Origin of the sequence: Bacillus subtilis subsp. subtilis str. 168, assembly GCF_000009045.1 — a bacterium.
GTDB lineage: Bacteria > Bacillota > Bacilli > Bacillales > Bacillaceae > Bacillus > Bacillus subtilis.
Genome location: NC_000964.3, coordinates 1,516,541 through 1,541,848, shown reverse-complemented (window position 1 = coordinate 1,541,848; position 25,308 = coordinate 1,516,541). Strand labels below are relative to the sequence as shown.

Annotated in this window: 27 protein-coding genes and 1 other RNA gene; 11 read left to right on the top strand and 17 right to left on the bottom strand. The window is 41.7% G+C overall.

Annotation, left to right across the window (positions count from 1 at the left end):
- Nucleotides 1–247: 247 nt before the first annotated feature.
- Complete coding sequence (gene nprE / locus BSU_14700) at nt 248–1,813, top strand: extracellular neutral metalloprotease (protein ID NP_389353.1); 1,566 nt, start codon at nt 248–250, stop codon at nt 1,811–1,813.
- Nucleotides 1,814–2,164: 351 nt separating this feature from the next.
- Entirely contained in the window at nt 2,165–3,079 is a 915-nt protein-coding gene (gene yktD, locus BSU_14690) for a putative AdoMet-dependent methyltransferase (protein NP_389352.1), read from the top strand.
- Nucleotides 3,080–3,156: 77 nt separating this feature from the next.
- On the opposite strand, the gene ykzC is transcribed toward yktD, so the two are convergent.
- The 3 genes from ykzC to ykzI all read right to left on the bottom strand — a co-directional run bounded on the left by ykzC (nt 3,157) and on the right by ykzI (nt 4,736).
- On the bottom strand, nt 3,157–3,585 hold the full coding sequence (gene ykzC / locus BSU_14680) for a putative acyltransferase (protein NP_389351.1): 429 nt from the start codon (nt 3,583–3,585) through the stop codon (nt 3,157–3,159).
- 25 nt (nt 3,586–3,610) lie between these two features.
- Nucleotides 3,611–4,408 (bottom strand): inositol monophosphatase / 5' nucleotidase (purine nucleoside monophosphate), encoded by a 798-nt coding sequence (suhB, locus tag BSU_14670; protein ID NP_389350.1) that lies wholly within the window; start codon nt 4,406–4,408, stop codon nt 3,611–3,613.
- Between the two features lie 139 nt (nt 4,409–4,547).
- Nucleotides 4,548–4,736, bottom strand: a complete 189-nt coding sequence (gene ykzI / locus BSU_14660; RefSeq protein NP_389349.1) for a conserved general stress protein — start codon at nt 4,734–4,736, stop codon at nt 4,548–4,550.
- Between the two features lie 239 nt (nt 4,737–4,975).
- Between ykzI and yktB the strand changes: the two genes are divergently transcribed.
- Entirely contained in the window at nt 4,976–5,614 is a 639-nt protein-coding gene (gene yktB / locus BSU_14650; protein NP_389348.1) for a hypothetical protein, read from the top strand.
- A 32-nt stretch (nt 5,615–5,646) separates the two neighbouring features.
- Here yktB and yktA read toward each other — a convergent pair whose 3' ends face one another.
- Nucleotides 5,647–5,913, bottom strand: a complete 267-nt coding sequence (gene yktA / locus BSU_14640; RefSeq protein ID NP_389347.1) for a hypothetical protein — start codon at nt 5,911–5,913, stop codon at nt 5,647–5,649.
- A 184-nt stretch (nt 5,914–6,097) separates the two neighbouring features.
- Here yktA and speA point away from each other — a divergent pair, with 184 nt between their 5' ends.
- On the top strand, nt 6,098–7,570 hold the full coding sequence (speA, locus tag BSU_14630) for an arginine decarboxylase (RefSeq protein NP_389346.1): 1,473 nt from the start codon (nt 6,098–6,100) through the stop codon (nt 7,568–7,570).
- Here speA and srrA read toward each other — a convergent pair.
- Nucleotides 7,569–7,779, bottom strand: an RNA gene (gene srrA, locus BSU_misc_RNA_70) — small regulatory RNA and messenger RNA (arginine metabolism). The genes speA and srrA overlap by 2 nt on opposite strands.
- Nucleotides 7,610–7,729, bottom strand: a complete 120-nt coding sequence (gene rgpA / locus BSU_14629; RefSeq protein ID YP_003097726.1) for a regulator of GapA synthesis — start codon at nt 7,727–7,729, stop codon at nt 7,610–7,612. The genes srrA and rgpA overlap by 120 nt, the downstream gene beginning before the upstream one ends.
- Before the next feature lie 368 nt (nt 7,780–8,147).
- On the top strand, nt 8,148–8,522 hold the full coding sequence (slp, locus tag BSU_14620; RefSeq protein NP_389345.1) for a small peptidoglycan-associated lipoprotein: 375 nt from the start codon (nt 8,148–8,150) through the stop codon (nt 8,520–8,522).
- A gap of 44 nt (nt 8,523–8,566) precedes the next feature.
- Here the strand turns inward: slp and pdhD are convergent, their stop codons facing one another.
- The 5 genes from pdhD to ykyA form a co-directional block, all read right to left on the bottom strand.
- Nucleotides 8,567–9,979, bottom strand: coding sequence for a dihydrolipoamide dehydrogenase E3 subunit of both pyruvate dehydrogenase and 2-oxoglutarate dehydrogenase complexes (gene pdhD, locus BSU_14610; protein NP_389344.1), 1,413 nt, complete (start codon nt 9,977–9,979; stop codon nt 8,567–8,569).
- Between the two features lie 4 nt (nt 9,980–9,983).
- The gene (gene pdhC / locus BSU_14600) at nt 9,984–11,312 is read right to left on the bottom strand and encodes a pyruvate dehydrogenase (dihydrolipoamide acetyltransferase E2 subunit) (protein NP_389343.1); all 1,329 of its coding nucleotides are present in this window, start codon (nt 11,310–11,312) and stop codon (nt 9,984–9,986) included.
- A gap of 114 nt (nt 11,313–11,426) precedes the next feature.
- Entirely contained in the window at nt 11,427–12,404 is a 978-nt protein-coding gene (gene pdhB, locus BSU_14590; RefSeq protein ID NP_389342.1) for a pyruvate dehydrogenase (E1 beta subunit), read from the bottom strand.
- 3 nt (nt 12,405–12,407) lie between these two features.
- Complete coding sequence (pdhA, locus tag BSU_14580) at nt 12,408–13,523, bottom strand: pyruvate dehydrogenase (E1 alpha subunit) (protein NP_389341.1); 1,116 nt, start codon at nt 13,521–13,523, stop codon at nt 12,408–12,410.
- 423 nt (nt 13,524–13,946) lie between these two features.
- Nucleotides 13,947–14,618 carry a putative lipoprotein gene (ykyA, locus tag BSU_14570; protein ID NP_389340.2) on the bottom strand — a complete coding sequence of 224 codons (672 nt, stop codon included), beginning with the start codon at nt 14,616–14,618 and terminating at the stop codon, nt 13,947–13,949.
- Between the two features lie 163 nt (nt 14,619–14,781).
- Here ykyA and BSU_14568 point away from each other — a divergent pair, with 163 nt between their 5' ends.
- From BSU_14568 to defB, 3 genes are all read left to right on the top strand, one after another.
- Nucleotides 14,782–14,925, top strand: a complete 144-nt coding sequence (locus tag BSU_14568) for a putative antitoxin (protein YP_009513955.1) — start codon at nt 14,782–14,784, stop codon at nt 14,923–14,925.
- Entirely contained in the window at nt 14,832–14,990 is a 159-nt protein-coding gene (gene ykzV / locus BSU_14569) for a putative type I toxin (toxin I motif) (protein ID YP_003097725.1), read from the top strand. Before BSU_14568 ends, ykzV begins: the two co-directional genes overlap by 94 nt.
- A gap of 109 nt (nt 14,991–15,099) precedes the next feature.
- Entirely contained in the window at nt 15,100–15,654 is a 555-nt protein-coding gene (gene defB, locus BSU_14560) for an N-formyl-cysteine deformylase (promiscuous) (RefSeq protein ID NP_389339.1), read from the top strand.
- Nucleotides 15,655–15,689: 35 nt separating this feature from the next.
- Here the strand turns inward: defB and ykrA are convergent, their stop codons facing one another.
- On the bottom strand, nt 15,690–16,463 hold the full coding sequence (gene ykrA, locus BSU_14550; protein NP_389338.1) for a putative hydrolase: 774 nt from the start codon (nt 16,461–16,463) through the stop codon (nt 15,690–15,692).
- Between the two features lie 385 nt (nt 16,464–16,848).
- Here ykrA and rnpZA point away from each other — a divergent pair, with 385 nt between their 5' ends.
- Nucleotides 16,849–17,058 (top strand): omega 1 subunit of RNA polymerase, encoded by a 210-nt coding sequence (rnpZA, locus tag BSU_14540; protein NP_389337.1) that lies wholly within the window; start codon nt 16,849–16,851, stop codon nt 17,056–17,058.
- A gap of 5 nt (nt 17,059–17,063) precedes the next feature.
- On the top strand, nt 17,064–18,731 hold the full coding sequence (gene rnjA, locus BSU_14530; RefSeq protein ID NP_389336.1) for a ribonuclease J1: 1,668 nt from the start codon (nt 17,064–17,066) through the stop codon (nt 18,729–18,731).
- Between the two features lie 33 nt (nt 18,732–18,764).
- Here rnjA and adeC read toward each other — a convergent pair whose 3' ends face one another.
- The 5 genes from adeC to abhA form a co-directional block, all read right to left on the bottom strand.
- Complete coding sequence (adeC, locus tag BSU_14520; RefSeq protein NP_389335.2) at nt 18,765–20,498, bottom strand: adenine deaminase; 1,734 nt, start codon at nt 20,496–20,498, stop codon at nt 18,765–18,767.
- Between the two features lie 154 nt (nt 20,499–20,652).
- Nucleotides 20,653–21,318 carry a potassium uptake protein gene (gene ktrC / locus BSU_14510; RefSeq protein NP_389334.1) on the bottom strand — a complete coding sequence of 222 codons (666 nt, stop codon included), beginning with the start codon at nt 21,316–21,318 and terminating at the stop codon, nt 20,653–20,655.
- A 62-nt stretch (nt 21,319–21,380) separates the two neighbouring features.
- The gene (gene ykqA / locus BSU_14500) at nt 21,381–22,214 is read right to left on the bottom strand and encodes a putative gamma-glutamylcyclotransferase (bacillithiol degradation) (RefSeq protein ID NP_389333.1); all 834 of its coding nucleotides are present in this window, start codon (nt 22,212–22,214) and stop codon (nt 21,381–21,383) included.
- Nucleotides 22,215–22,229: 15 nt separating this feature from the next.
- On the bottom strand, nt 22,230–23,516 hold the full coding sequence (gene kinC / locus BSU_14490) for a two-component sensor potassium-responsive histidine kinase regulating cannibalism and biofilm formation (protein NP_389332.1): 1,287 nt from the start codon (nt 23,514–23,516) through the stop codon (nt 22,230–22,232).
- Between the two features lie 189 nt (nt 23,517–23,705).
- Nucleotides 23,706–23,984, bottom strand: coding sequence for a transcriptional regulator (gene abhA / locus BSU_14480; protein NP_389331.1), 279 nt, complete (start codon nt 23,982–23,984; stop codon nt 23,706–23,708).
- A gap of 283 nt (nt 23,985–24,267) precedes the next feature.
- Between abhA and mreBH the strand changes: the two genes are divergently transcribed.
- Nucleotides 24,268–25,275, top strand: coding sequence for a cell-shape determining protein (mreBH, locus tag BSU_14470; RefSeq protein NP_389330.1), 1,008 nt, complete (start codon nt 24,268–24,270; stop codon nt 25,273–25,275).
- Nucleotides 25,276–25,308 lie beyond the last annotated feature (33 nt).

Below are 25,308 nucleotides of genomic sequence, written 5' to 3'. Positions count from 1 at the left end.
GCGGACTTTTCAAAAAGTTTCAAGATGAAACAAAAATATCTCATCTTCCCCTTGATATGTAAAAAACATAACTCTTGAATGAACCACCACATGACACTTGACTCATCTTGATATTATTCAACAAAAACAAACACAGGACAATACTATCAATTTTGTCTAGTTATGTTAGTTTTTGTTGAGTATTCCAGAATGCTAGTTTAATATAACAATATAAAGTTTTCAGTATTTTCAAAAAGGGGGATTTATTGTGGGTTTAGGTAAGAAATTGTCTGTTGCTGTCGCTGCTTCGTTTATGAGTTTATCAATCAGCCTGCCAGGTGTTCAGGCTGCTGAAGGTCATCAGCTTAAAGAGAATCAAACAAATTTCCTCTCCAAAAACGCGATTGCGCAATCAGAACTCTCTGCACCAAATGACAAGGCTGTCAAGCAGTTTTTGAAAAAGAACAGCAACATTTTTAAAGGTGACCCTTCCAAAAGGCTGAAGCTTGTTGAAAGCACGACTGATGCCCTTGGATACAAGCACTTTCGATATGCGCCTGTCGTTAACGGAGTGCCAATTAAAGATTCGCAAGTGATCGTTCACGTCGATAAATCCGATAATGTCTATGCGGTCAATGGTGAATTACACAATCAATCTGCTGCAAAAACAGATAACAGCCAAAAAGTCTCTTCTGAAAAAGCGCTGGCACTCGCTTTCAAAGCTATCGGCAAATCACCAGACGCTGTTTCTAACGGAGCGGCCAAAAACAGCAATAAAGCCGAATTAAAAGCGATAGAAACAAAAGACGGCAGCTATCGTCTTGCTTACGACGTGACGATTCGCTATGTCGAGCCTGAACCTGCAAACTGGGAAGTCTTAGTTGACGCCGAAACAGGCAGCATTTTAAAACAGCAAAATAAAGTAGAACATGCCGCCGCCACTGGAAGCGGAACAACGCTAAAGGGCGCAACTGTTCCTTTGAACATCTCTTATGAAGGCGGAAAATATGTTCTAAGAGATCTTTCAAAACCAACAGGCACCCAAATCATCACATATGATTTGCAAAACAGACAAAGCCGCCTTCCGGGCACGCTTGTCTCAAGCACAACGAAAACATTTACATCTTCATCACAGCGGGCAGCCGTTGACGCACACTATAACCTCGGTAAAGTGTACGATTATTTTTATTCAAACTTTAAACGAAACAGCTATGATAACAAAGGCAGTAAAATCGTTTCTTCCGTTCACTACGGCACTCAATACAATAACGCTGCATGGACAGGAGACCAGATGATTTACGGTGATGGCGACGGTTCATTCTTCTCTCCGCTTTCCGGCTCATTAGATGTGACAGCGCATGAAATGACACATGGCGTCACCCAAGAAACAGCCAACTTGATTTATGAAAATCAGCCAGGTGCATTAAACGAGTCTTTCTCTGACGTATTCGGGTATTTTAACGATACAGAAGACTGGGACATCGGTGAAGACATTACGGTCAGCCAGCCTGCTCTTCGCAGCCTGTCCAACCCTACAAAATACAACCAGCCTGACAATTACGCCAATTACCGAAACCTTCCAAACACAGATGAAGGCGATTATGGCGGTGTACACACAAACAGCGGAATTCCAAACAAAGCCGCTTACAACACCATCACAAAACTTGGTGTATCTAAATCACAGCAAATCTATTACCGTGCGTTAACAACGTACCTCACGCCTTCTTCCACGTTCAAAGATGCCAAGGCAGCTCTCATTCAGTCTGCCCGTGACCTCTACGGCTCAACTGATGCCGCTAAAGTTGAAGCAGCCTGGAATGCTGTTGGATTGTAATATTAGGAAAAGCCTGAGATCCCTCAGGCTTTTATTGTTACATATCTTGATTTCTCTCTCAGCTGAAACGACGAAAAGATGCTGCCATGAGACAGAAAACCGCTCCTGATTTGCATAAAGAGGGATGCAGCCGCAAGTGCGCATTTTATAAAAGCTAATGATTCAGTCCACATAATTGATAGACGAATTCTGCTACAGGTCACGTGGCTATGTGAAGGATCGCGCGTCCAGTTAAGAGCAAAAACATTGACAAAAAAATTTATTTATGCTAAAATTTACTATTAATATATTTGTATGTATAATAAGATTCTCCTGGCCAGGGGAATCTTATTTTTTGTGGAGGATCATTTCATGAGGAAAAATGAGTCCAGCTTAACGTCTCTAATTTCAGCTTTTGCCCGTGCATATCACAGCCGATATGACACACCTCTTATTTTTGATGATTTTATCGCAAAAGATCTCATTAACGAAAAAGAGTTTATCGACATCAGTAAAAATATGATTCAAGAAATATCGTTTTTCAACAAAGAGATCGCCGAACGTCTTCAAAATGATCCTGAAAAAATATTAAAATGGGTTGCACAAATCCAGCTGTCTCCAACGCCCCTAGCACGTGCTTCTTATTGTGAAAAAGTCTTGCACAACGAATTAATCCTGGGGGCAAAACAGTATGTCATTCTTGGAGCGGGACTGGATACTTTCTGCTTTCGGCATCCAGAATTAGAAAACAGCTTACAGGTTTTCGAGGTTGATCATCCGGCCACACAGCAATTGAAAAAAAATAAGCTGAAGGATGCAAATCTGACAATTCCGGGTCATCTTCATTTTGTTCCTATGGATTTCACCAAAACGTTTTCGTATGATCCTCTCTTAGATGAAGGATTTAAAAACACAAAAACATTCTTCAGCCTTCTCGGAGTGTCTTATTATGTAACACGGGAAGAAAATGCAAGCTTGATCAGCAATTTATTTTCTCATGTCCCGCCTGGAAGCTCTATTGTTTTTGATTATGCGGACGAAACACTTTTTACAGCAAAAGGGACGTCGAATCGAGTTGAACATATGGTGAAGATGGCTGCCGCAAGCGGGGAACCGATGAAATCATGTTTCACTTATCAAGAGATTGAACATCTGTTAGAGTCATCTGGTTTACTGATCTATGAACATCTATCACCAGACGACATCAATGACCTTTTCTTTAGTAATCGAAAAGACAATTTGTCAGCGTTTGAAACGATTCATTATATTCATGCGGTAAAAAAATAATTTTCAAATCATCAGAAGCCTCTCAATGTTTGAGAGGCTTTTTATTGAACCCGCATGCAGCAAATAAGCTGCCATTATCATACGGCAGCTTCTGCTAAAGGCTTCACCAAGATCATAAATGATTTGCCTTTCTCATCTTTTTCCGTTTTCAGCTGTTCAAAGCCGCATTGGCTTAAAAACAGTATCCATTCCCTGCGCTCAATGGGAACTCCCGCAAACATCGCTTTATGTTTCGCTCTAAGCAATTTGCTGATCTGTTCAATGATCATCTTCGCATGTCCCTTTTTTTCTTCAGCCGGGTCAATCAGGACCGTTCCGAGCCACGGCTTACCGTTTGAAGGAGACCACTCGAGATGGTAGCTGACGGCAACAGGCATACCGTCTTTTTCCCATACAAGCCATGAACCGTTGTACATGGAGTAGGAAATGATATAGTCTTCTGCATCTTTATCTCCAAACTCCTCCTCTTTCCATACAGGATGAGCCTCCGCGAGCTTTTCTAACAAGCTGAGATCATCCTGCTCAAATGGCCTACTTCCGAGCATGAAGATACTCTTCAAATATCGTTTTATGTATAGATGGGTTTCCGGCTAGCACACTGTGGTTTTCTAAAAAGGTAAACGGCTCTCCTTCAATGGTCGTATAGGTGCCTCCTACTTCATTTAACAGCACACAGCCGGCTGCGTAGTCCCATGGCGCAAGCCGCATCGTGATGTAAGCATCTATTCTTCCTGCCGCGACATTTGCCAGCTCTAAAGCGGCAGAACCGTAGGAGCGTGTGCCTCTGACTCTTTTCACAAGTGGCGCTAACACACTTTGATCAATTCTTCTGTTTTCCGTTACCCATGTTGCATTAATGGCAAGAATCGCTTCTTCAATGACGGTTTCTTTTAATGGAGCCAGCTTCGTTTCATTCATATAAGCTCCTCTGCCGCTAAATGCGTGATACAACTCATCGTGCACCACATCATAAATTAAACCGATTTTACCTTCACCGTTTTCAAAAATCCCAATGGAAATCGCAAAATTTCTTTGCTGGTGCACAAAATTCATCGTCCCATCAATCGGATCAATAATCCATACGACTCCCTCAAGTGAGTGGATTTTGTCTCCTTGCCCCTCTTCACCGAGTATCCGATGTCCCGGAAATGTTTCTTGAATTCGATCAATGAAAAACTTTTCGGTTTCTTTGTCAATATTGGTGACTAAATCATTCGGATTTGATTTCGTTTCAATTGTCAGGCTTTCATGCATGGATTGTGTAATTCTCGCGCCTGCTTCTCTTATCCATTTCTTTGCAATCTCATCGATTTCCGTCCAATTTGTCATTCGTTCGTACCTCTCTTCTATGTAGACCTTTTATTTTATAGGATACTGATAACGGCAATGAAAAAGCAAGGAAAATGAAAAATATCCCTTCTCACGTAAAAACGAACCATTCATGCGGTTCGTTTTCACTATCGCTTTTTTACCCGTTAAGACGAATCCATTCTTTTCTAAGTCGCTCAAGTTTGTTTTTGCTTTGTTCAATCTGCTCTTCATTTTCTTTCTGCATTGCTTCATATAGGGTTGCCAATTCATAATCAACCTCTAGTCTCCAGACAGCAACACGATTGTTTTTCTCTTCCTTAAATCCCTCTTTTACAACTTGCCTCATTGTCTTTCGCCCCTTCCAGAGATCATTTGTTTGTAAAAAAGCATCCCATTTTGCCATTCAACAATGATTACTTCTTATATCGTATGATTGTTCTATTTACGCGCAACATGATTCTGAAAATTGTGTGTTTACCTACTCGTTTATTACCACATTTCTCCTTACTTCAAACGCGCTCAATCTTTTTGAAGCTCGTATGAACTGTGATAAAATATGTATACTTAGCATGAAGGAGGAAAATCATGACACAAATGCGTTTCACTGAAGAAGACTTTAACACATTTACAATAGAAGGCTTAGACGCGCGCATGGAAGTATTAAAAGAGACGGTCCGTCCGAAGCTTACAGCTCTAGGCGAACATTTTGCCCCAACTTTATCAGCTTTAACCGGAGATGAAATGTTTCCGCATGTGGCAAAGCACGCAAGAAGATCCGTCAATCCCCCGGCTGACAGCTGGGTGGCGTTCGCAAACAGCAAAAGAGGCTATAAAAAACTGCCGCATTTCCAAATTGGTTTATGGGAAAGCCACGTCTTTGTATGGTTCGCGATTATTTATGAATCCCCTATCAAAGAAGAATACGGCAAATTGCTTGAAGTGAACCAAGAAACCATTACGAAAAATATCCCTGACAGCTTCGTTTGGTCTGCAGATCACACAAAACCGGGAGTACATAAACAGTCTGAAATGGACAAGGAACAGCTGAAGACACTGTTTGAGCGTTTGCAGACTGTAAAGAAAGCCGAGCTGTTATGCGGCATCCAGCTCCAAAAAGAAGAAGTGCTGAATATGAATAACCAGGAATTCCTTCAGCGTATCGACGATGCCTTTAAACAGCTTGCTTTTCTGTACCGTCTCACCCAAAAAGTAACACAAGCATAAAAAAGAGCCGGGATATCCCCCGGCTCTTTTTCTTACATCTTAATCTTCGCGTGATCAGATTCTCTCGCCTGTTTGACCGTGCGATAAGGAGAATATGTACTTTGTTCCTCAAACTCGCCGCATAGCTTTTTTTCTTCGGCCTTCCCCGGTACAATTTCCTTGAAACGGCGGTAAGCTTTAAGCAGTTCTTCACGATCCGCCCCTTTTTCATATGCAAGCTCAACCTGCTGGAAAAATGCAATCACATCCACTGCTTCTTCGGTTGTCCAATCTTCATTCATCGGATATTGATACTCCATTTTCTTCACTCCTTGTAGATTTACTTCCCTTAAGAGAAAGCATCTTCATTTGATCATAAATTGTTCTTTACATTCTTTCAAGTTCATAATATAATTCATTTGTTTTACGTCTAAAAAACGGTTGAGAAACTGATTTTAATACACACTATTATGCATAGGTATGATTACAAAGGTGGGAAAACAATTGTCGCAACATGAAACACCCTTATACACAGGACTGAAAAAGCATGCAAGCAGACAGCCTGTTCAATTCCACATTCCCGGCCATAAAAAAGGGGCAGGAATGGACCCAGAATTCAGACAATTTATCGGTGAAAACGCGTTAAGCATAGATTTGATTAATATTGAACCATTAGACGATCTGCACGCGCCAAAAGGCATTATTAAACAAGCACAAGATCTGGCTGCTGAAGCATTTGGAGCGGATCATACATTTTTTTCTGTTCAAGGAACAAGCGGCGCCATTATGACAATGGTAATGGCTGTTTGCGGACCTGGTGATAAAATTATTATTCCAAGAAATGTTCATAAATCAATTATGACAGCTATTGTATTTTCCGGAGCGGTTCCAATTTTTATTCATCCTGAAATTGACAATGAATTGGGCATCTCCCACGGAATTACACTTGAATCTGCTAAACGGGCGCTTACCGAGCATCCGGATGCAAAAGGGCTTCTCGTCATCAACCCGACATATTTCGGTGTTGCAGCCGACTTAAAAAGCATCGTAGAACTCGCTCATTCGTTTGATGTGCCAGTGCTTGTGGATGAAGCACACGGCGTTCACATTCATTTTCACGACGAATTGCCGCTATCGGCTATGCAGGCAGGAGCGGACATAGCAGCGACAAGTGTACACAAGCTGGGCGGATCACTGACACAAAGCTCTATTTTAAACATGAGAGAAGGCCTTGTATCTAAAGACAGAGTGCAATCCATCCTGAGCATGCTGACAACTACGTCAACTTCTTACTTGCTTCTCGCTTCTTTGGATGTTGCCAGAAAACGCCTTGCAACAGAAGGCCGCCAGCTTGCTGAGGAAACACTCAAGCTTGCCAATCAGACGAGAGATCGCCTCAATCAGATTGAAGGCATTTATTGTGTCGGTTCTGAGATTCTTGGGTCGAAAGCAGCTTACAGCTATGATCCGACAAAATTGATTATCTCTGTGAAAAGTCTTGGCCTGACAGGACATGACGTGGAAAAATGGCTTCGTGAATCCTTTAATATTGAGGTGGAGCTTTCTGATCTGTACAATATTTTGTGTATTTTCACTCCTGGTGACAGCCAAAATGATGCAGACCGGCTTGTAGAGGCTTTAACTGAGATCGCACAGCAAATGTCAGAACAAGATGTAACACATCAGCAAACTGAGGTTCTGCTTCCAGAAATACCTTTATTGGCAATGACTCCGCGTGATGCTTTCTATGCAAATACGGAAGTCATCCCATTAAAAGAAGCATCCGGACGGATTATTGCTGAATTTGTCATGGTATATCCGCCTGGTATTCCAATCTTCATCCCAGGAGAAATTATTACAGAAGAAAACATCAGCTACATTTTTAAAAACCTTGACGCAGGCCTCCCTGTTCAAGGACCTGAGGACTCGACTTTACATATGATCCGGGTCATCAAAGAACAAAAAGCAATTCAATAAAAAATAAAAAGCATGCGGCTTTAAGCCGCATGCTTTTTTTTACTCTTCATCAACAGGACATTGACATTGTCCGCAGCAAGTTCCATATAATGTTGTCACTTTCTCATCTTCAAAGTAATGAATGGCTTCGTTGCAATCTTGGCAAACAATCGTACCCATCTCTTATTCCCCATTTCTTTGAAATTTGAAAACGCTTAATTTCTTTTGTTGTTATTATATTAATATGTCACATTTAAAATGTCAACAACAAACTGTATAACACATTTTATTTCATATCATCATATTCACCTTGTTTTTCCATTTTCCATCATACAATATCTTCTTCATACAGAAGCTTTACTCGATATATATGCCACAGCACATAATGTAATTGCACGTTTTCTTGAACTTTCATCCAAGAATGCAGCAAAAAATTCAATATACCCCAGGTTGCTATTTTAAACGATTGATATAATATGTAATCTCACTTTAAAAACGGTTTCAATTATATAACAATTAGGTAACAAGAAGCAGATTAAGCCGTCTCTCGTGATAAACTAAAGCTAGTTAACTACTGTTTATACAGAGGAGAAGATAGATGCGATATCGCGCGGTATTCCCCATGCTGATAATAGTATTTGCTTTATCGGGCTGTACGCTTTCCACCATCAATCCGATGAAAAAAAGCCGGATTGACAACATTCATCATACACAAATCCTGTTTTTTTCTGATGAGAACCAAATAGACCAGGAAGCGCCTTATTACGATGCACTGCTTGATTTAGAAAAAGATTATCCCGAGCAAATAGATAAAATGAAGGTCTATGATAAAAAAGAAGGCTGGGAAGATGAGATTGAAACTGTCCCTACCCTTATGGTTGTTGATCAGCGCCATGTCGTGGTGAAAATCGAGGGATGTGTGAAAAAGAAAGAAGACATCATTAAACCATTACAGCATGTGCTGTCAAAATAAAAAAACAGCCCTCGCTCAAAGCGGGGCTGTTTTTGATATGAAAATTATTTTACGATGTGAATCGGACTTCCGATTGCCACTTCAGCAGCTTCCATTGTGATTTCGCCCAATGTTGGGTGAGCGTGAATTGTCATTGCGATATCTTCAGCAGTCATGCCGCCTTCAATCGCTAAGCTTAATTCAGAAATCATATCAGAAGCACTTGCTCCGGCGATTTGCGCACCGATCACAAGACCGTCCTCTTTACGAGTGATCAGCTTCATGAAGCCGTCTGTTTCGTTAAGAGAAAGCGCGCGGCCGTTTGCTGCAAATGGGAATTTAGCAGCAACAATGTCAAGACCTTCTTCTTTCGCCTGTGCTTCAGTGTAACCAACTGATGCAAGTTCAGGCTCAGAGAAAACAACCGCAGGAATACCAAGGTAATCGATTTCTGCAGGCTCTCCAGCGATAGCTTCTGCAGCGATTTTACCTTCGTAAGATGCTTTATGAGCAAGCGGCGGTCCTTCGATGATATCACCGATTGCATAAATGTTAGGTACGTTTGTGCGGCACTGTTTGTCAGTTTTCACGATACCGCGGTCCGTCATTTCGATACCGACTTGCTCAAGACCAAGCTCATCAGTGTTTGGACGGCGTCCTACTGTAATCAATACGTAATCAGCATCAACAGTTTTTTCTTCGCCTTTTACTTCGAAAGTAACTGTTACGCCGTCTGGTCTTTCTTCAACGCCTTTAGCCATCGCGTTTGTATGGATTTCAACGTTGCCTTTTTTCTTCAGTCTGCGTGTAACGAGAGAACTCATTTGTTTTTCGAAGCCAGGAAGAATTTCATCTCCGCCTTCAAGAATAACAAGTTCAGTACCGAAGTTAGCATACGCAGTTCCAAGTTCAGTTCCGATGTATCCGCCGCCGATAACAACGAGCTTTTTAGGAATTTCTTTAAGAGCCAAAGCGCCAGTTGAATTCAGGACACGCTCACTATATTTGAAGTTTGGCAATTCGATAGGACGAGAACCAGTAGCAATGATTGCGTTTTTAAACGTGTATGTTTGAGCAGAGTTCTCATCCATAACACGAACTGAATTGCTGTCTACAAAGTAAGCTTCACCTTTTACAACATCTACTTTGTTGCCTTTAAGAAGACCTGCTACACCGCCAGTAAGCTTGTTGACAACAGAAGCTTTCCATTCTTGAACTTTTGTGAAATCAACTGTTACATTCTCAGCAGTGATTCCCATGTCATCAGAATGTTTTGCATTCTCATAACGGTGACCTGCATTGATCAGCGCTTTTGAAGGGATACATCCAACGTTCAGACAAACGCCTCCAAGAGTTGCTTTTTCAACGACTGTTACTTTTTGTCCAAGCTGTGCAGCGCGGATGGCAGCTACATAGCCGCCAGGTCCCGCACCAATTACAAGAGTATCTGTTTCAATAGGGAAATCTCCTACTACCATAACATTACGCCTCCATTAAAATTAATTGTGGATCGTTCAGTAAACGCTTGATGTGATTTAATGCATTTTGCGCAGTTGCTCCGTCGATCATACGGTGGTCGAAGCTGAGAGAAAGAGCTAAGACTGGAGCTGCTACGATTTCGCCATCACGAACAATCGCTTTTTCTGCAATGCGTCCGATACCAAGAATCGCAACTTCTGGATGGTTGATAACCGGAGTGAACCATTGTCCGCCGGCAGAACCGATGTTTGTAATTGTGCAAGATGCGCCTTTCATTTCAGCTGGAGCAAGCTTGCCTTCACGAGCTTTTGTTGCAAGGCCATTGATTTCATCAGAAATTTCAAAGACAGATTTACGATCTGCATTTTTCACAACCGGTACAAGCAAGCCTTTTTCAGTGTCAGCAGCGATACCGATGTTGAAGTAATGTTTTTGGATGACTTCATCTGTTTTATCGTCAATTGACGTGTTTAAAACAGGGAATTTTTTCAGTGCAGATGTAAGAGCTTTTACAACGTAAGGCAAGTAAGTCAGCTTGATTCCTTGATCAGCAGCAACCTGTTTGAACTGTTTACGATGTGCAACAAGGTTTGTTACGTCCACTTCGTCCATTAACGTTACGTGAGGAGCAGTGTGTTTAGAGTTAACCATCGCTTTTGCAATTGCTTTACGGATACCGCTCATTTTTTCGCGTGTTTCTGGGAATTCGCCCTCTGGAGCTGGTGCAGCAGCCGGTTTAGCAGCTGTTTCTTGTGGTGCAGCTGTTTCTTGCGGTGCAGCTTCTTGCGCTCCTCCGTTTACAAAGCTGTCGATATCTTCTTTTACAACACGTCCGTTGTTGCCTGAACCAGTAACCTTACGGATGTCTACACCTTTTTCACGTGCATATTTACGTACGGAAGGCATAGCGATCACGCGTTTGTTCGGGTCAACTTCAGCTTGATCCTGCTGTCCTGCGCCAGTAGCTTTTGCAGGCTCTTGAGCTTGCTCTTCTTTCGCAACGTCTTGTCCAGCTTCTGCAGTTGACTGAACTTGTGCTTCAGTTTTCGCATCGTCAGACTCGTCGCTGCCTTTAAATTGAAGATCTTCGTAACCAGGTGCATCAAACGTAATAATCGTTTGTCCAACAGTTGCAACCGTTCCCTCTTCAACTTTTAATTCTAATACTTTTCCTTTAACAGGTGAAGGAATTTCTACTACTGCTTTATCATTTTGGACTTCAGCCAGTACATCATCTTCGTCTACCTCGTCGTTAGGCTTGACAAACCATTTTACGATTTCGCCTTCGTGGATACCTTCCCCGATATCTGGAAGTTTAAATTCAAATGCCACAGTTCTCGACCTCCTAGTTTGATTAAGCAATTTTAAAGTTTACATCGTAAGCATTGAAAACAGATATATAATAGAGGGAAAACGTTCATCTTCCCTCTCGATTATGCAGTTTGATTAAAATTCAAGCACTTTTCTTGCTGTTTCAAGAACGTCTTTATGGTTTGGAAGCCATACGCTCTCCGCTTGAGAGAAAGGAAATACTGTATCTGGCGCTGCAACGCGAAGTACAGGTGCTTCCAAGCTCAGGATCGCACGGTCATTAATTTCTGCTACTACGTTTGCAGCAATACCGGCTTGTTTTTGTGCCTCTTGAACGACAATCGCGCGTCCTGTTTTTTCTACAGAGGCGATAATTGTATCGATATCAAGTGGGCTTACTGTACGAAGGTCGACAACTTCAGCAGAAATGCCGTCTTTTTCAAGCTCATCAGCAGCTTTTAATGATTCATGAACCATTGCGCCGTAAGTGATGATTGAAAGATCAGTACCTTCACGTTTCACGTCAGCTTTTCCAAGCTCAATTGTGTATTCTTCTTCAGGAACTTCCTGACGGAAAGAACGGTAAAGCTTCATATGCTCTAAGAAGACAACAGGATCATTGTCTCTGATCGCAGAAATTAAAAGTCCTTTGGCATCGTAAGGAGTTGATGGAATAACAACTTTGATACCAGGCTGTTGTGCAACAAGACCTTCCAAGCTGTCAGCGTGAAGTTCAGGAGTATGAACACCGCCGCCGAATGGAGAACGAATTGTTACAGGTGAAGTCCAGCGTCCGCCAGAACGGTAGCGCATACGAGCCATTTGGCCAGAAACTGAATCCATTACTTCATAAACAAATCCGAAGAATTGGATTTCCATTACCGGACGGAAGCCGTTTAAGCCTAAACCAAGGGCAAGACCGCCGATACCAGATTCAGCAAGTGGCGTGTCAAACACACGGTCTTCACCGAATTCTTTTTGCAATCCTTCTGTCGCACGGAATACGCCGCCGTTTACACCAACGTCTTCTCCGAAAACTAAGACATTTTCGTCATTTTTCAGTTCTGTGCGTAACGCATCCGTGATTGCTTGAATCATTGTCATTTGCGCCATGGCTTACTTCGACTCCTTCTGTGTATAAATTTCAAATTGCTCCTCAAGGTTGTGAGGCATTTTTTCGTACATGATTTTCATTAAATCAGTTACTTTTTGCTTCGGTTCAGCATCAGCTTTTTTGATCGCTTGCTTAATTTCTTCTTTCGCATCCTCAATCACTTTTGCTTCTTCTTCTTCAGACCATAAGCCTTTGTTTTCAAGGAACGCACGGAAACGTACAAGCGGATCTTTTTGTTCCCACTCATTTTCGATTTCTTTTGTACGATATTTAGTAGGATCGTCACCAGCCATTGTGTGCGGGCCATAACGGAATGTAAGTGTTTCAATTAGTGTTGGACCTTCGCCGTTGATTGCGCGCTCGCGTGCTTCAGCAGTTGCTGCGTATACAGCAAGCGGATCCATTCCGTCTACTTGTACGCCGACAATACCGGCAGCTACAGCTTTTTGTGCAATTGTTTCAGCTGCAGATTGTTTTTCAACAGGAGTTGAAATCGCGTAACGGTTGTTTTGCACCACGAAGATTGCAGGTGCTTTATAAGCTCCGGCAAAGTTAATTCCTTCGTAGAAGTCCCCTTGAGAAGCTCCGCCGTCACCAGTGTAAGTGATTGCGACAGCTTTCTTACCGCGTTTTTTAAGACCTAGCGCAACACCGGCAGTTTGAATGTATTGAGCACCGATAATGATTTGTGGAGAAAGGGCATTCACATCATCAGGCATTTGGTTTCCTCTGAAATGTCCGCGAGAGAAAAGAAACGCTTGATATAATGGAAGGCCGTGCCAAATTAACTGAGGCACATCACGGTATCCAGGAAGAACAAAGTCTTCTTTTTCAAGCGCGAAATGCGTTGCAATCTGAGAAGCTTCTTGACCCGCAGTAGGAGCGTAAAATCCGAGACGTCCTTGACGGTTTAATGAGATAGAGCGTTGGTCAAGCACACGCGTAAATACCATGCGGCGCATTAGCTCTTTTAATTGATCATCAGTTAAATCAGGCATCGCCGCTTCATTCACGACTTCTCCCTTTTCATTTAAAATTTGGAACGTTTCGAACTGCTTTTTAATGGCATCAAATTGCTTCTTACTGTCAACGATAGCTTTTTTCGTTTTTGCAGCCATACTAAGTCACCTCTTCCTTTCTTTTAAACAGTCATTAGACGTGCATTCCTTTTATACATACAAACTTAGGGTACCCTAAAGTATCAGCAGTAAGTCGTATTATATTTTAGCCGATCCCCAGTTTGCCAAAACCTTTTATGTAGGATAGTTACACTCTGCTTTGAACTGTATTATTTCGAAGTTGTAAAAAACTAATACAACACCGCTTAACATGGATTAGTTTACACCAAATAAAGAAGAACCGTCAATCGTTTTCATCGCTGATTTTCAATAAATGTATTCGCTTTACATTTTCATCAAAAAAACAGATGCCAACCGCACCCAAAACTGTACTAGTATACCTTACTATGCTGTACTACAATAGAAATGAAAATTTTGAACGAAATCCGAATCGCATTTCATTCAAAAAAAGAGCTGATCGAGTCAGCTCTTTTTCACACGATAGCCTGCAGCATCATATAAATCTTCCCGGGCTTTATTATATTTTTCGGTTTGTTCATTAAATTCTCCGCTATATTTAAGGATCTTTTCATAAGAAGCATTGACTTTATCGATCTGCTGATCCAGATCATCTCTTGTCAAATCTTTGTCTTTCAGCTGCATATACAGTTTTTTATTAAGCTCAAGCGCTTTTTTATACTCTTTATACATAGTGCCATATGATGTATATCTTTTCTCCATATGGTTTGCTGCGGCATCGGCCTTTTCTTTTATGTCTTTTTCCTTAATATGTTCCGCTGACGTTTTTGCTTCCTCAAATTCTGTTTCCGATTTTTTCATGCTGTCATTTTCAAGCTTTAGGTGTTCTTCGCGCTTGCTGACATTTTCAAGCGCCTTATTAGATAAAGCAACAATTTTTTTATAATCATCCATATTGAGCTTCATAACACTATCGTAAAGCTGATTTTCTTTGGCCTCTAATTCTTTGAGTGTGTTTTGTTCTTCTTGAAACGGCTTTTCCGATTCCGCGGCTTTTTCTAATGAATGATGAAGTGAATCAACCGGGTCCTGTCCCATGCATCCTGTTAATATCAGTGCCATGGCACAAAAAGCTCCGATCTTGATTCCAGGCCGCCGTTTTATAGCGTCTTTCACGTTAAATCCCCCAATCTTGACAATTTCTACTATAGAATCCATGGGGACATTTGGCAATAGCCGTGCTGTATAAATGCAATACTGAAATTAAATCAAAAAAGTGAAAAATCAGGACAGATGACCATACAACTTTTTTGTTTTTACATAGGTTATATTAGACGCTATGCCTACTTATAAAGGCTCTGGCGTAATTAAAAGAGGAGGTTATGTAATATGTATGGATATGGTTACGGCGGAGGCTGCTGCAGTTATGGTGGTTACGGATATGGTGGCTGCGGATATGGCTACGGCCGCACCTTTGCGCTAATCGTTGTTTTATTCATTCTGTTAATCATTGTCGGAGCTGCTTATTTAGGTGGAGGCTGTTGCTAACCACACAGCATGAAATTGACCAGCCATATACGGCTGGTCATTCGTTTCGTTGCACCTTTGTGAAGAAATCCGATATAATTTACATATTAAGCTTTAGGAGTGAAGTTTCTTGATTACTATGGAAAACATCGTACGTGACGGCCATCCAGCCCTCAGAGAGACTGCCGAACCTGTTGAGCTGCCTCCAACTGATGCAGAAAAACAGCAGCTGGCCGACATGATCGAATTTGTTAAAAACAGCCAAAATCCAGAATTAGCCGAAAAATACAAGCTGCGCCCTGGCGTAGGACTCGCAGCTCCTCAAATTAATATCAAAAAACGAATGATCGCCGTTCATGCGGAAGATGCTTCCGGTAAATTATACAGCTATGCTCTGTTTAATCCTAAGATCGTCAGCCATTCAGTTGAAAAAAGCTACTTAACAAGCGGCGAGGGCTGCCTCTCTGTGGATGAAGCGATTCCCGGTTATGTTCCCCGCTATGCTCGCATCAGAGTAAAAGGAACAACACTAGAAGGCGAAAATATTGATATTCGTTTAAAAGGATTTCCGGCTATTGTGTTTCAGCATGAGATCGATCATTTGAACGGCGTTATGTTCTATGATCATATTGATAAGGAAAATCCTTTCAAAGAACCTGAAAATGCAATCGCAATTGAGCGCTAAAAGAGAAAACGGCTGGCACAATGCCAGCCGTTTCTTTATTTTAAAAGGCCCAATTCTTTGACAGCGTATGCAATTCCATCCTCGTCCACCGGTTTTGTTACAAAGTCCGCGATTTCTTTCAGTTCGGGAACAGCATTTCCCATAGCAACGCCTGTCCCAACGTATTCAATCATTTGCAAATCATTTAATCCGTCGCCGAAAGCATATGTATCGCCGATATCAAACGGAAGACGCTCAATCACTTTTTTGATTCCTTCTGCCTTCGAACCTCCGTGCGGCAGAACATCAGTCGATAGCTCATGCCAGCGAACTAGATCAAACTCAGGAAAAGCGGCATAAGCTTTTTCTTCTTCATCCTGACAAAATAAAAGAAGCTGAAAAATTTCTTTTCCTTCATAAAAAAGGTCATCGGTCTCTGGATAATCTGTTTTAAGGCTGCCGATTCCCTCGAGAACATGGGGGTGATCCGCAACAGTCGCTTTCATCGTGTCCTCAGCCATAAACACAACAGGATGCTTGCCTTCATCCGCCTGCTTTAATAATCGCCTGATTGCATTTTCAGGCAGCGGATTTTTATAAATCACTTGATTTTCAAAGACAACAAACTGTCCATTGTAGGAAATAAATGAGTGGATGCCCAGCTCCTCCAAAATCGGCTTAACCAAAAATGGAGACCGGCCGCTGGCAATAAACACATGATGCCCTTGGCGCTGAAGCTCCGCCACGGTTTTTCTCGTACTTTCCGGTATATTCTTATCATGATCATATATTGTGCCGTCAATATCAAAAAAGATTAATTTAGAATCCATCGCAACTTCCCCTTTATCGTCTTGGTCTGCAATTCCCACCCTCATCATACAAAAAGATTGTCATTCAGCAAACAATTTCGTTCAAAAATCATATTAAATTCCATTAATAACCACGAAAAGTCTTCCTCAATCTCCGTATACTATTTGTATAAAAGAACTCTGGGACAAATTTTTCATTAAAGGAGGGACTGGCTAATGCTGCGTAAATTAAGAAAGAAACTCAGAAGACAATGGAACGGAATGCTCCGTAAGAAAGCAATTGCCTGACAAGGGATCTTTCACTTTTTGAGAGATCCTTATTTTGCTCAAGGCTTTCCTTATATTCCGTTTTCGAATATAATAGAATGAGCGAGTCTAACATACGGCATTTAAGGAGAGATTTGGAATGATTTATAAGGTATTTTATCAAGAGAAGGCTGACGAAGTACCTGTTCGGGAAAAGACAGATTCACTTTATATTGAAGGCGTATCTGAGCGTGACGTCAGAACAAAGCTGAAAGAAAAGAAATTTAATATTGAGTTTATTACACCTGTTGATGGTGCATTCTTAGAATATGAACAACAGAGCGAAAATTTTAAAGTATTGGAGTTATGAGCGGTATGAAATTTGTAAAAAATGATCAGACTGCTGTTTTCGCCCTCGGAGGTTTGGGCGAAATCGGTAAAAATACGTACGCGGTGCAATTCCAGGATGAAATTGTACTGATTGATGCGGGGATCAAGTTTCCCGAGGACGAACTGCTCGGAATTGACTACGTCATCCCTGATTATACGTATTTAGTCAAAAACGAAGATAAAATTAAAGGGCTTTTTATCACCCACGGGCACGAAGACCACATCGGCGGTATTCCATACCTGCTCAGACAAGTGAATATTCCTGTATACGGCGGAAAACTCGCGATCGGCTTACTTCGGAATAAACTTGAAGAGCATGGATTATTGAGACAGACGAAACTGAACATTATCGGCGAGGATGATATTGTAAAGTTCCGCAAAACGGCTGTGTCATTCTTCAGAACAACACACAGTATTCCGGATTCCTACGGCATTGTTGTAAAAACGCCGCCCGGAAACATCGTACATACTGGGGATTTCAAATTCGACTTTACTCCAGTCGGCGAGCCGGCAAACTTAACGAAAATGGCCGAAATCGGTAAAGAAGGCGTTTTGTGCCTTCTTTCAGACAGCACAAACAGTGAAAATCCGGAGTTTACCATGTCTGAGCGCCGTGTAGGAGAAAGCATTCATGACATTTTCCGCAAGGTGGACGGCCGAATTATCTTCGCCACATTTGCGTCGAATATTCACCGCTTGCAGCAGGTAATTGAAGCTGCTGTACAAAATGGAAGAAAAGTTGCCGTATTTGGACGCAGTATGGAATCGGCTATCGAAATTGGACAGACACTCGGTTATATTAACTGTCCTAAAAATACGTTTATTGAGCATAACGAAATCAATCGTATGCCTGCTAATAAAGTAACAATTTTATGTACAGGAAGCCAAGGGGAACCAATGGCGGCGTTATCAAGAATTGCAAACGGCACACACCGCCAAATTTCAATCAATCCTGGGGATACAGTCGTATTTTCTTCATCCCCTATCCCAGGCAACACAATCAGCGTGAGTCGAACAATCAACCAGCTGTATCGTGCGGGTGCTGAGGTTATTCACGGCCCTCTTAACGATATCCATACATCCGGTCACGGCGGACAGGAAGAACAGAAGCTGATGCTTCGTTTAATCAAGCCTAAATTCTTCATGCCGATTCACGGTGAGTACAGAATGCAAAAGATGCATGTCAAACTTGCAACAGATTGTGGCATCCCAGAGGAAAACTGCTTTATCATGGATAATGGTGAAGTATTAGCACTTAAAGGCGATGAGGCTTCAGTTGCAGGAAAAATCCCGTCCGGTTCAGTGTACATTGACGGAAGCGGTATCGGTGATATTGGCAATATCGTACTTCGTGATCGCAGAATTCTCTCTGAAGAAGGACTTGTCATCGTTGTTGTCAGCATTGACATGGACGACTTCAAGATTTCAGCGGGTCCTGATTTGATTTCCAGAGGATTTGTGTACATGAGAGAATCTGGTGACTTGATCAACGACGCTCAAGAGCTCATTTCAAATCACTTACAAAAAGTAATGGAACGAAAAACGACTCAATGGTCTGAAATCAAAAACGAAATTACAGACACGCTTGCACCTTTCTTGTACGAAAAAACAAAGCGCCGTCCAATGATCCTGCCGATCATTATGGAGGTTTAAAAAAAGAGGCACTCCCTAAGGGAGTGCCTCTTTTTATTGCAGTGATATGTGTTGAAATGATTTTACATCGAATAATCCCGTAGTCGTCATTTTAATATCAGGAATGACAGGCAACGCTAAAAACGACAATGTCAAAAATGGATTAAATCCGCCTGTGAAACCGATTAACGACAATTTATCATGAAGCGTCAGCAAGCTTTGATTCACTTGCTCTGCAGATTGGTCGGATAATAACCCTGCAATCGGCAGCGGTACTGAATGGAGCTCTTCCCCATTTTTTATAATTGTTAATCCTCCGCCAATTTCCTGCAGCTTATTAACTGCCGCCGCGATATCCTCATCATTCGTTCCGACGGCAATAATATTATGGGAGTCGTGTGAAATGGTTGTGGCAATCGCTCCGCTCTTGAATCCAAAACCTTTCACAACACCAAGTCCGGTTTCTTTTAATCCTTTATGCCGCTCGACAACTGCAATCTTTAACAAATCAAGCTCAGTGTCAGGCTCAAATTCGCGGGCAACAGGAGCCGGAACTTGTACTAATCGTGTTTCAAGCTGATTTGGTATGATTTGAATGACATTGATCTGCTGCTCTGAATCGATTGGCATATGAAAATCCTGTTTGTTAAGAGGAGCAGCAAGCTTAACAGAATCAAGCAGTGCCTGATCTGGTGCTGCAGTTGAAGCATGATCCTGATAGACCGCTTTGCTGTCTTCAGCAACAGTCTGCCCTTTTACCATCGTCATTGTGACAGTGACATTTTCCAGATCAGATACAAAAAGCAAATCAGCGTCAAAACCCGGGGCAATCGCTCCCTTTGTATCTAATCCGTAGCATTCGGCTGCATTGAGGCTTCCTAGCTGATAGGCTAAAAACGGATTAAGTCCGGCTTGAATCGCCATTTTCACCTGATGGTTTACACTTCCCTCTGACAATAAATCATCCACATGCTTATCATCCGTACAGAAAAAGAACCGGCGTGCGTTCTTTTCATTCACCGCCGGCAGCACATTGAGCGTGTTTTTGGCGACTGATCCTTCACGCATCATGACATACATGCCCCTTCTGATACGATCAAGGGCTTCTTCCTTCGATGTTACTTCATGGTCGTTTAAGACAAATGCGGTTCTGTAAATGTTAATGAGGTCTGTTGATAAACCAGCTAAATGACCGTCTATCCTTTTTCCTGCCACACGGGCATCAAGCAGTTTCTGAACCATGTCTTTTTCAGCCTGCTGAACCGACACATAATCCATAACTTCAGCCAGCCCTAATACTTCTTCTTCTTCATAAAAAGGCTTGAGATCGGCAGCTTTGAGAATTGCGCCTGATCGCTCAAAACTTGCGGCAGGCACACTGGAAGGAAGCATAAAATGGATATTCAGCGGTGTATGCCGAGCTTGTTCAAGCATAAACTCAATCCCTTTTTCACCAGACACATTCGCGATCTCATGCGGATCTGTAACAACCGTCGTCACGCCATGAGGCAACACTGCTTTAGCGAACTCAATCGGTGTAACCATTGACGACTCAATATGTACATGTCCATCAATAAAACCCGGAACAATCATTTGTCCCTCTGCATCAATGATATTTTCGCCTTCATACTCACCGAGGCCTACAATAACTCCATCTGTAATCGCAATATCTTCATATATCCATTCTTGATTATATACGTCCATGATTTTTCCGTTTTTAATGACGATATCAGCTTTTTGTCTTTTGGCTGAAGCATTCAGCCTATTGACTAGCGCTTCTTTATTCAAATAGGCCCCTCCTTTTTTTATTATATGGTACAATATGCTATCGGAACGCCTGTGCTTAGTCAATGAAATTTTAAGAAATTGACGCTCAGTTCATTAAAGTTGTTATATTCTGATAATATGAAAAACCGCCCTTTGAGGACGGCTTATTTGGCTGCTATTTTGTATGAAGAACTCTTTTTTCGAAACGGGAGATGTCTGTAACTGATCCAATAACAATGAGTATATCTTCTTGGTGGATGACTTCGGTTGCAAGCGGTGATACGATGACTTCCTTGCCCCTTTTTATGGCTACGATGTTAATACCGTATTTTGCGCGAATATCTAAATCGAGAAGCGTATTTCCAGCCAGGCGGCTGTTAGCTACGATTTCAACAAGACTATGCTCTTCAGACAGCTCCAAATAGTCAAGTACATTGTTGGACACGATATTATGCGCAATTCGTTTTGCCATATCGCGTTCCGGGTGGACGATGTGATCCGCACCAATTTTAGACAGCACTTTTTCGTGATAATCGTTCTGCGCTTTAACTGTAATCGTATGGACGCCAAGTTCTTTCAGAATGAGTGTCGTTAAAATACTCGCTTGAATATTTTCCCCGATTGCTACAATAACGTGGTCAAAATTTCGCAGGCCTAAATTTTTCAGGACAGATTCGTCTGTCGAATCACCGATAACTGCGTGAGATGCAATCTTGGCATACTCGTTGACTTTATCTTCATCGATATCCATTGCCATAACCTCGACGCCTTCTTCGCTTAATGCTTTGCAAATACTGCCACCAAAACGGCCCAGCCCAATTACCGCAAATTCTTTTTTCATCGTGGTGCTCCTTTATATGACATGATATTGATCAAATTTTATCATATTCTTTTGTTACAGTGTTATCCTTTTGGCAGCGAATTCATATGCCGCTTGAGCTTTTCAGTAAACTCAGGCGACAAATACAGCTCCGCTCCGCGTTCGATTTCAATCTGATAGTGCTGAGGCGGGGCAATTTCCGCTTCTTTTTGGAGGACGAGAAAGGTTAAACAGTCTTTGTAGTGCCTTCCGCCAGCTTCAACGTCTACAAATGCCGGCCGATACGTAAGAGATTCGACGCCCTCCCTTTTATATAGATAGGAGAGAGCAGAATAAGGGATACGGTATAAAACGCCTTCTGTTGTTCCTCCGTCTTCCAACATGTCCGCTCTTGAACCGTCTTCCCTTTTTAGCGTGAAGCGGGTTGTGTATCCTTTTAAAACAGCTCTTCCTACTGGATCTTGAAAATAGTGATCGACTCCCGCTTTTTGAAAGCGGGCATTATCCATGCATGATCCATAGGCAAAATAATAAATGGGATTTTTCGATTTGCTGATCATCTGATGTTCTTTCCAGTCGCCGCTGCTTATTTTCGTAAAACCGGCACACCCGTCTTTGTTCATAAAATAAATAAGCGCAATTTTAATCCCGACATCCGTTTCTACAAACACCGTTTGTTTATGATATCCTTGAAAAAATTGATCGAGCTTATGTATACACAATTCATCTGCTTCATATACTTCGCCATATATATAGCCTTCATCTTCATCATTGAAAACAACTGTGGGCCCCTCTTTTGCAGCAAACAAACTTCCCTTTGTTCTCGCCTGCTCATTGATACATGCCGATTGTGCCAGCAAATGATGGTTTTTTTCATGCTTTCTTAATGTCCCGTATACAAACAGAAGCGAGTTCACTTTATTTTTCTCCTCTCAGCTGTCTGATTTTAAAGGCAAAACCACTTGAAAGACGCTGCCTTTTCCAGCTTCACTTTCGATTTTCAATTCCCCGTCATGTTCCTTCAGGATTCTCAAACAAATGGGAAGTCCCAGTCCAGTGCCCTTTTCTTTTGTTGAATAAAAAGGTTTGCCAATCTGCTTCAGCTTTTCCTGCGGCATGCCGTTTCCTTCATCCTTTACGCTTATCACTGCATGAGAGGCGGTTTTAGCAGTTGAAATGGTTACGACACCGCCCTTTGGCATTGCCTCAATTCCGTTTTTAATGATGTTGATAAAGACCTGCTTCAGCTGATTTTCGTCTCCATTAATCATACAGCCATCTGTCTCTTTGAAATTTTTCTCTATGACGATATTGGACAGAATTGCATTGGTATCAAGCAATGTCGTGACTTGTTTCAAGATCTCATTAAGCTGGTGTGTTTTAAATGTGATTGCCTGCGGTTTTGCAAGCAGCAGCAGCTCGCTGAGCACTAAATCGATTCTTTTAATCTCTGAAAAGATGATGTCAAAATAGTCTTTTCTGTCCGGATATTGTGTTTTCATAATCTGGAGGAAACCGCTGACAGATGTTAAAGGGTTTCTGACCTCATGAGCAATACCTGCGGCAAGTTCACTTGTGATTGATAGTTTCTGGGATTCCCTCGCCAGCCGTTCATTAATCTCAATGAGCTCATCTTCAGCCTCTTTCCGCTCAGTGATATCTGACATTGTACCCAGGCTGCCTGTAAATTGGTCATCCCGGTCATAGTAAAGTTTATAATGAACTTCTCCCCAAAAAATCGTGCCGTTTTTTGTCACGTATTTTGCCGTAAACATGCCAGAAGACGCTTTGTTTTGGATTTGGGTGTTAATGTGGTCGGCTACGTGCTTTTCTTTTATGAAGTAATCGTTATACATTGTTCCCATACATTCACTGATTGAAAACCCGGTTATAGATGCCCACGCTTGGTTTAAATATGTAATTTCACCTTTTGCATTCGTTTGAAATACGATTTCCTGCAAATTATCCATGATGCGGTTTTTTTCTTCAGAAAGCTGTTTATACTTCCATTCGTTATCCTTCATTTTCTTAACCAGCTGCTGTTTCTCATCAATATAATAAGCCAACATCCAGACACTTACCAGCGTGACTGCAGTATACACAATATCAACAGGCCAATTAATCGGGTTTTTGCCTATAAAATAAAATAAATAATCCCAAAACATTATAAAAATCATTGCCAAAATGATGGAAATGATACGAGCTTGATATTTTCTCATATGACCACCTGCCGCTTGTGTTTCTCTACTTATTGTACCATTCTTCGACAAATAATTGAGTAAAATATGTAAAGTATCCCAAATCATTCATTACCAAATATCTTGATGTCTTATCTTAGGCGGCGGTAATCAAAAATTGGCACGCAAAAAAGGCGGAGATGATATCACTCCGCCTTTTTTAGCATAATTTTATTCTTTTAAAGCGGCTTGAATTTCTTCGAGAAGCAGCTGTGCACCCTCAGGGCTTAGCGTAATTTTACCGTTGCCGTATTCTTTATTTTCTGAAGTGATTTCTCCAGTCATTAAACAAACGCCATGAGGTTTGTACTTTTTCAAGATAATTTTATCTCCGTCAACAAAAAACTCAATGCTGTCTTTTATGGCAATATCCAATGCCCGTCTCAACTCAATCGGCATGACAATGCGGCCTAATTCATCTACTTTTCTCACAACACCTATTGATTTCATAAAAACCCTTCTTCCTTTAAATGTTTCTTTTCTCATGTAATGTTTTAAGGATGTACCTCAATATATCGTAGACGAATGAAACTTTGAAAAAGTTTCCCGCTTTCTATAAGAATTACAAGATATTTTTTCCATAAAACCGAAAAATGTATTACTTCTGTTACACAGTTCCTTGATTTTTTACAAAAACATTTCTTTACCGACGCACACCCCCAAAAATCGCAGTATTTCTGAGAAACTTTAAATGTAGAATCATATTAAATTAGGATAGAGATTGGGTGAAAACATGTTTCAATCAACTGAAATCGGGATTGACTTAGGAACAGCTAATATACTTGTTTACAGCAAAAATAAAGGGATTATCCTAAATGAACCATCTGTTGTCGCAGTGGATACGACGACAAAAGCAGTGCTTGCAATCGGAGCTGACGCGAAAAACATGATCGGTAAAACACCGGGAAAAATTGTCGCTGTCAGACCGATGAAAGATGGCGTGATCGCAGACTATGATATGACAACTGACCTGCTAAAGCACATTATGAAAAAAGCCGCAAAAAGCATCGGCATGTCGTTCAGAAAACCGAACGTAGTCGTTTGCACACCATCAGGCTCAACAGCAGTAGAACGCCGCGCCATCAGTGATGCGGTGAAAAATTGCGGCGCGAAAAACGTTCATTTAATCGAAGAGCCAGTTGCAGCCGCCATCGGAGCGGATTTACCGGTTGATGAGCCGGTTGCCAATGTGGTAGTAGATATCGGCGGAGGGACGACAGAGGTCGCTATTATTTCCTTCGGTGGCGTTGTTTCCTGCCATTCTATCAGGATCGGCGGAGACCAGCTTGATGAGGATATCGTTTCTTTCGTCCGTAAAAAATACAATTTGCTGATCGGCGAACGCACAGCTGAGCAGGTAAAAATGGAAATTGGCCATGCTCTGATTGAACATATACCAGAGGCAATGGAAATTCGGGGACGTGACCTCGTGACAGGTCTTCCAAAAACCATTATGCTTCAATCCAACGAAATTCAAGATGCAATGCGTGAATCCCTCCTGCATATTCTTGAAGCCATCAGAGCGACACTTGAGGACTGTCCGCCTGAATTGAGCGGAGATATTGTTGATCGCGGCGTTATTTTAACAGGCGGCGGCGCGCTCCTTAATGGAATTAAAGAATGGCTCACAGAAGAGATTGTCGTGCCTGTACACGTGGCGCAAAACCCGCTTGAATCTGTAGCAATCGGCACAGGCCGTTCTTTAGAAGTGATTGATAAGCTGCAAAAGGCAATTAAATAGTCTTTACCCGCAAAATTCTCACACGCGGCAAAT

What these genes read in the sequence shown, in the direction of transcription:
- rnpZA (NP_389337.1), top strand. Translation starts at nt 16,849, where the DNA reads ATGATTTATAAGGTATTTTATCAAGAGAAGGCTGACGAAGTACCTGTT.
- ykzI (NP_389349.1), bottom strand. Translation starts at nt 4,736, where the DNA reads ATGAGGCAAGTTGTAAAAGAGGGATTTAAGGAAGAGAAAAACAATCGT.
- kinC (NP_389332.1), bottom strand. Translation starts at nt 23,516, where the DNA reads ATGAGAAAATATCAAGCTCGTATCATTTCCATCATTTTGGCAATGATT.
- BSU_14568 (YP_009513955.1), top strand. Translation starts at nt 14,782, where the DNA reads ATGCCTACTTATAAAGGCTCTGGCGTAATTAAAAGAGGAGGTTATGTA.
- rnjA (NP_389336.1), top strand. Translation starts at nt 17,064, where the DNA reads ATGAAATTTGTAAAAAATGATCAGACTGCTGTTTTCGCCCTCGGAGGT.
- ykrA (NP_389338.1), bottom strand. Translation starts at nt 16,463, where the DNA reads ATGGATTCTAAATTAATCTTTTTTGATATTGACGGCACAATATATGAT.
- yktA (NP_389347.1), bottom strand. Translation starts at nt 5,913, where the DNA reads ATGGAGTATCAATATCCGATGAATGAAGATTGGACAACCGAAGAAGCA.
- yktD (NP_389352.1), top strand. Translation starts at nt 2,165, where the DNA reads ATGAGGAAAAATGAGTCCAGCTTAACGTCTCTAATTTCAGCTTTTGCC.
- pdhB (NP_389342.1), bottom strand. Translation starts at nt 12,404, where the DNA reads ATGGCGCAAATGACAATGATTCAAGCAATCACGGATGCGTTACGCACA.
- suhB (NP_389350.1), bottom strand. Translation starts at nt 4,408, where the DNA reads ATGACAAATTGGACGGAAATCGATGAGATTGCAAAGAAATGGATAAGA.
- rgpA (YP_003097726.1), bottom strand. Translation starts at nt 7,729, where the DNA reads ATGGGTACGATTGTTTGCCAAGATTGCAACGAAGCCATTCATTACTTT.
- abhA (NP_389331.1), bottom strand. Translation starts at nt 23,984, where the DNA reads ATGAAATCAATAGGTGTTGTGAGAAAAGTAGATGAATTAGGCCGCATT.
- ktrC (NP_389334.1), bottom strand. Translation starts at nt 21,318, where the DNA reads ATGAAAAAAGAATTTGCGGTAATTGGGCTGGGCCGTTTTGGTGGCAGT.
- pdhA (NP_389341.1), bottom strand. Translation starts at nt 13,523, where the DNA reads ATGGCTGCAAAAACGAAAAAAGCTATCGTTGACAGTAAGAAGCAATTT.
- yktB (NP_389348.1), top strand. Translation starts at nt 4,976, where the DNA reads ATGACACAAATGCGTTTCACTGAAGAAGACTTTAACACATTTACAATA.
- mreBH (NP_389330.1), top strand. Translation starts at nt 24,268, where the DNA reads ATGTTTCAATCAACTGAAATCGGGATTGACTTAGGAACAGCTAATATA.
- pdhD (NP_389344.1), bottom strand. Translation starts at nt 9,979, where the DNA reads ATGGTAGTAGGAGATTTCCCTATTGAAACAGATACTCTTGTAATTGGT.
- ykzV (YP_003097725.1), top strand. Translation starts at nt 14,832, where the DNA reads ATGTATGGATATGGTTACGGCGGAGGCTGCTGCAGTTATGGTGGTTAC.
- slp (NP_389345.1), top strand. Translation starts at nt 8,148, where the DNA reads ATGCGATATCGCGCGGTATTCCCCATGCTGATAATAGTATTTGCTTTA.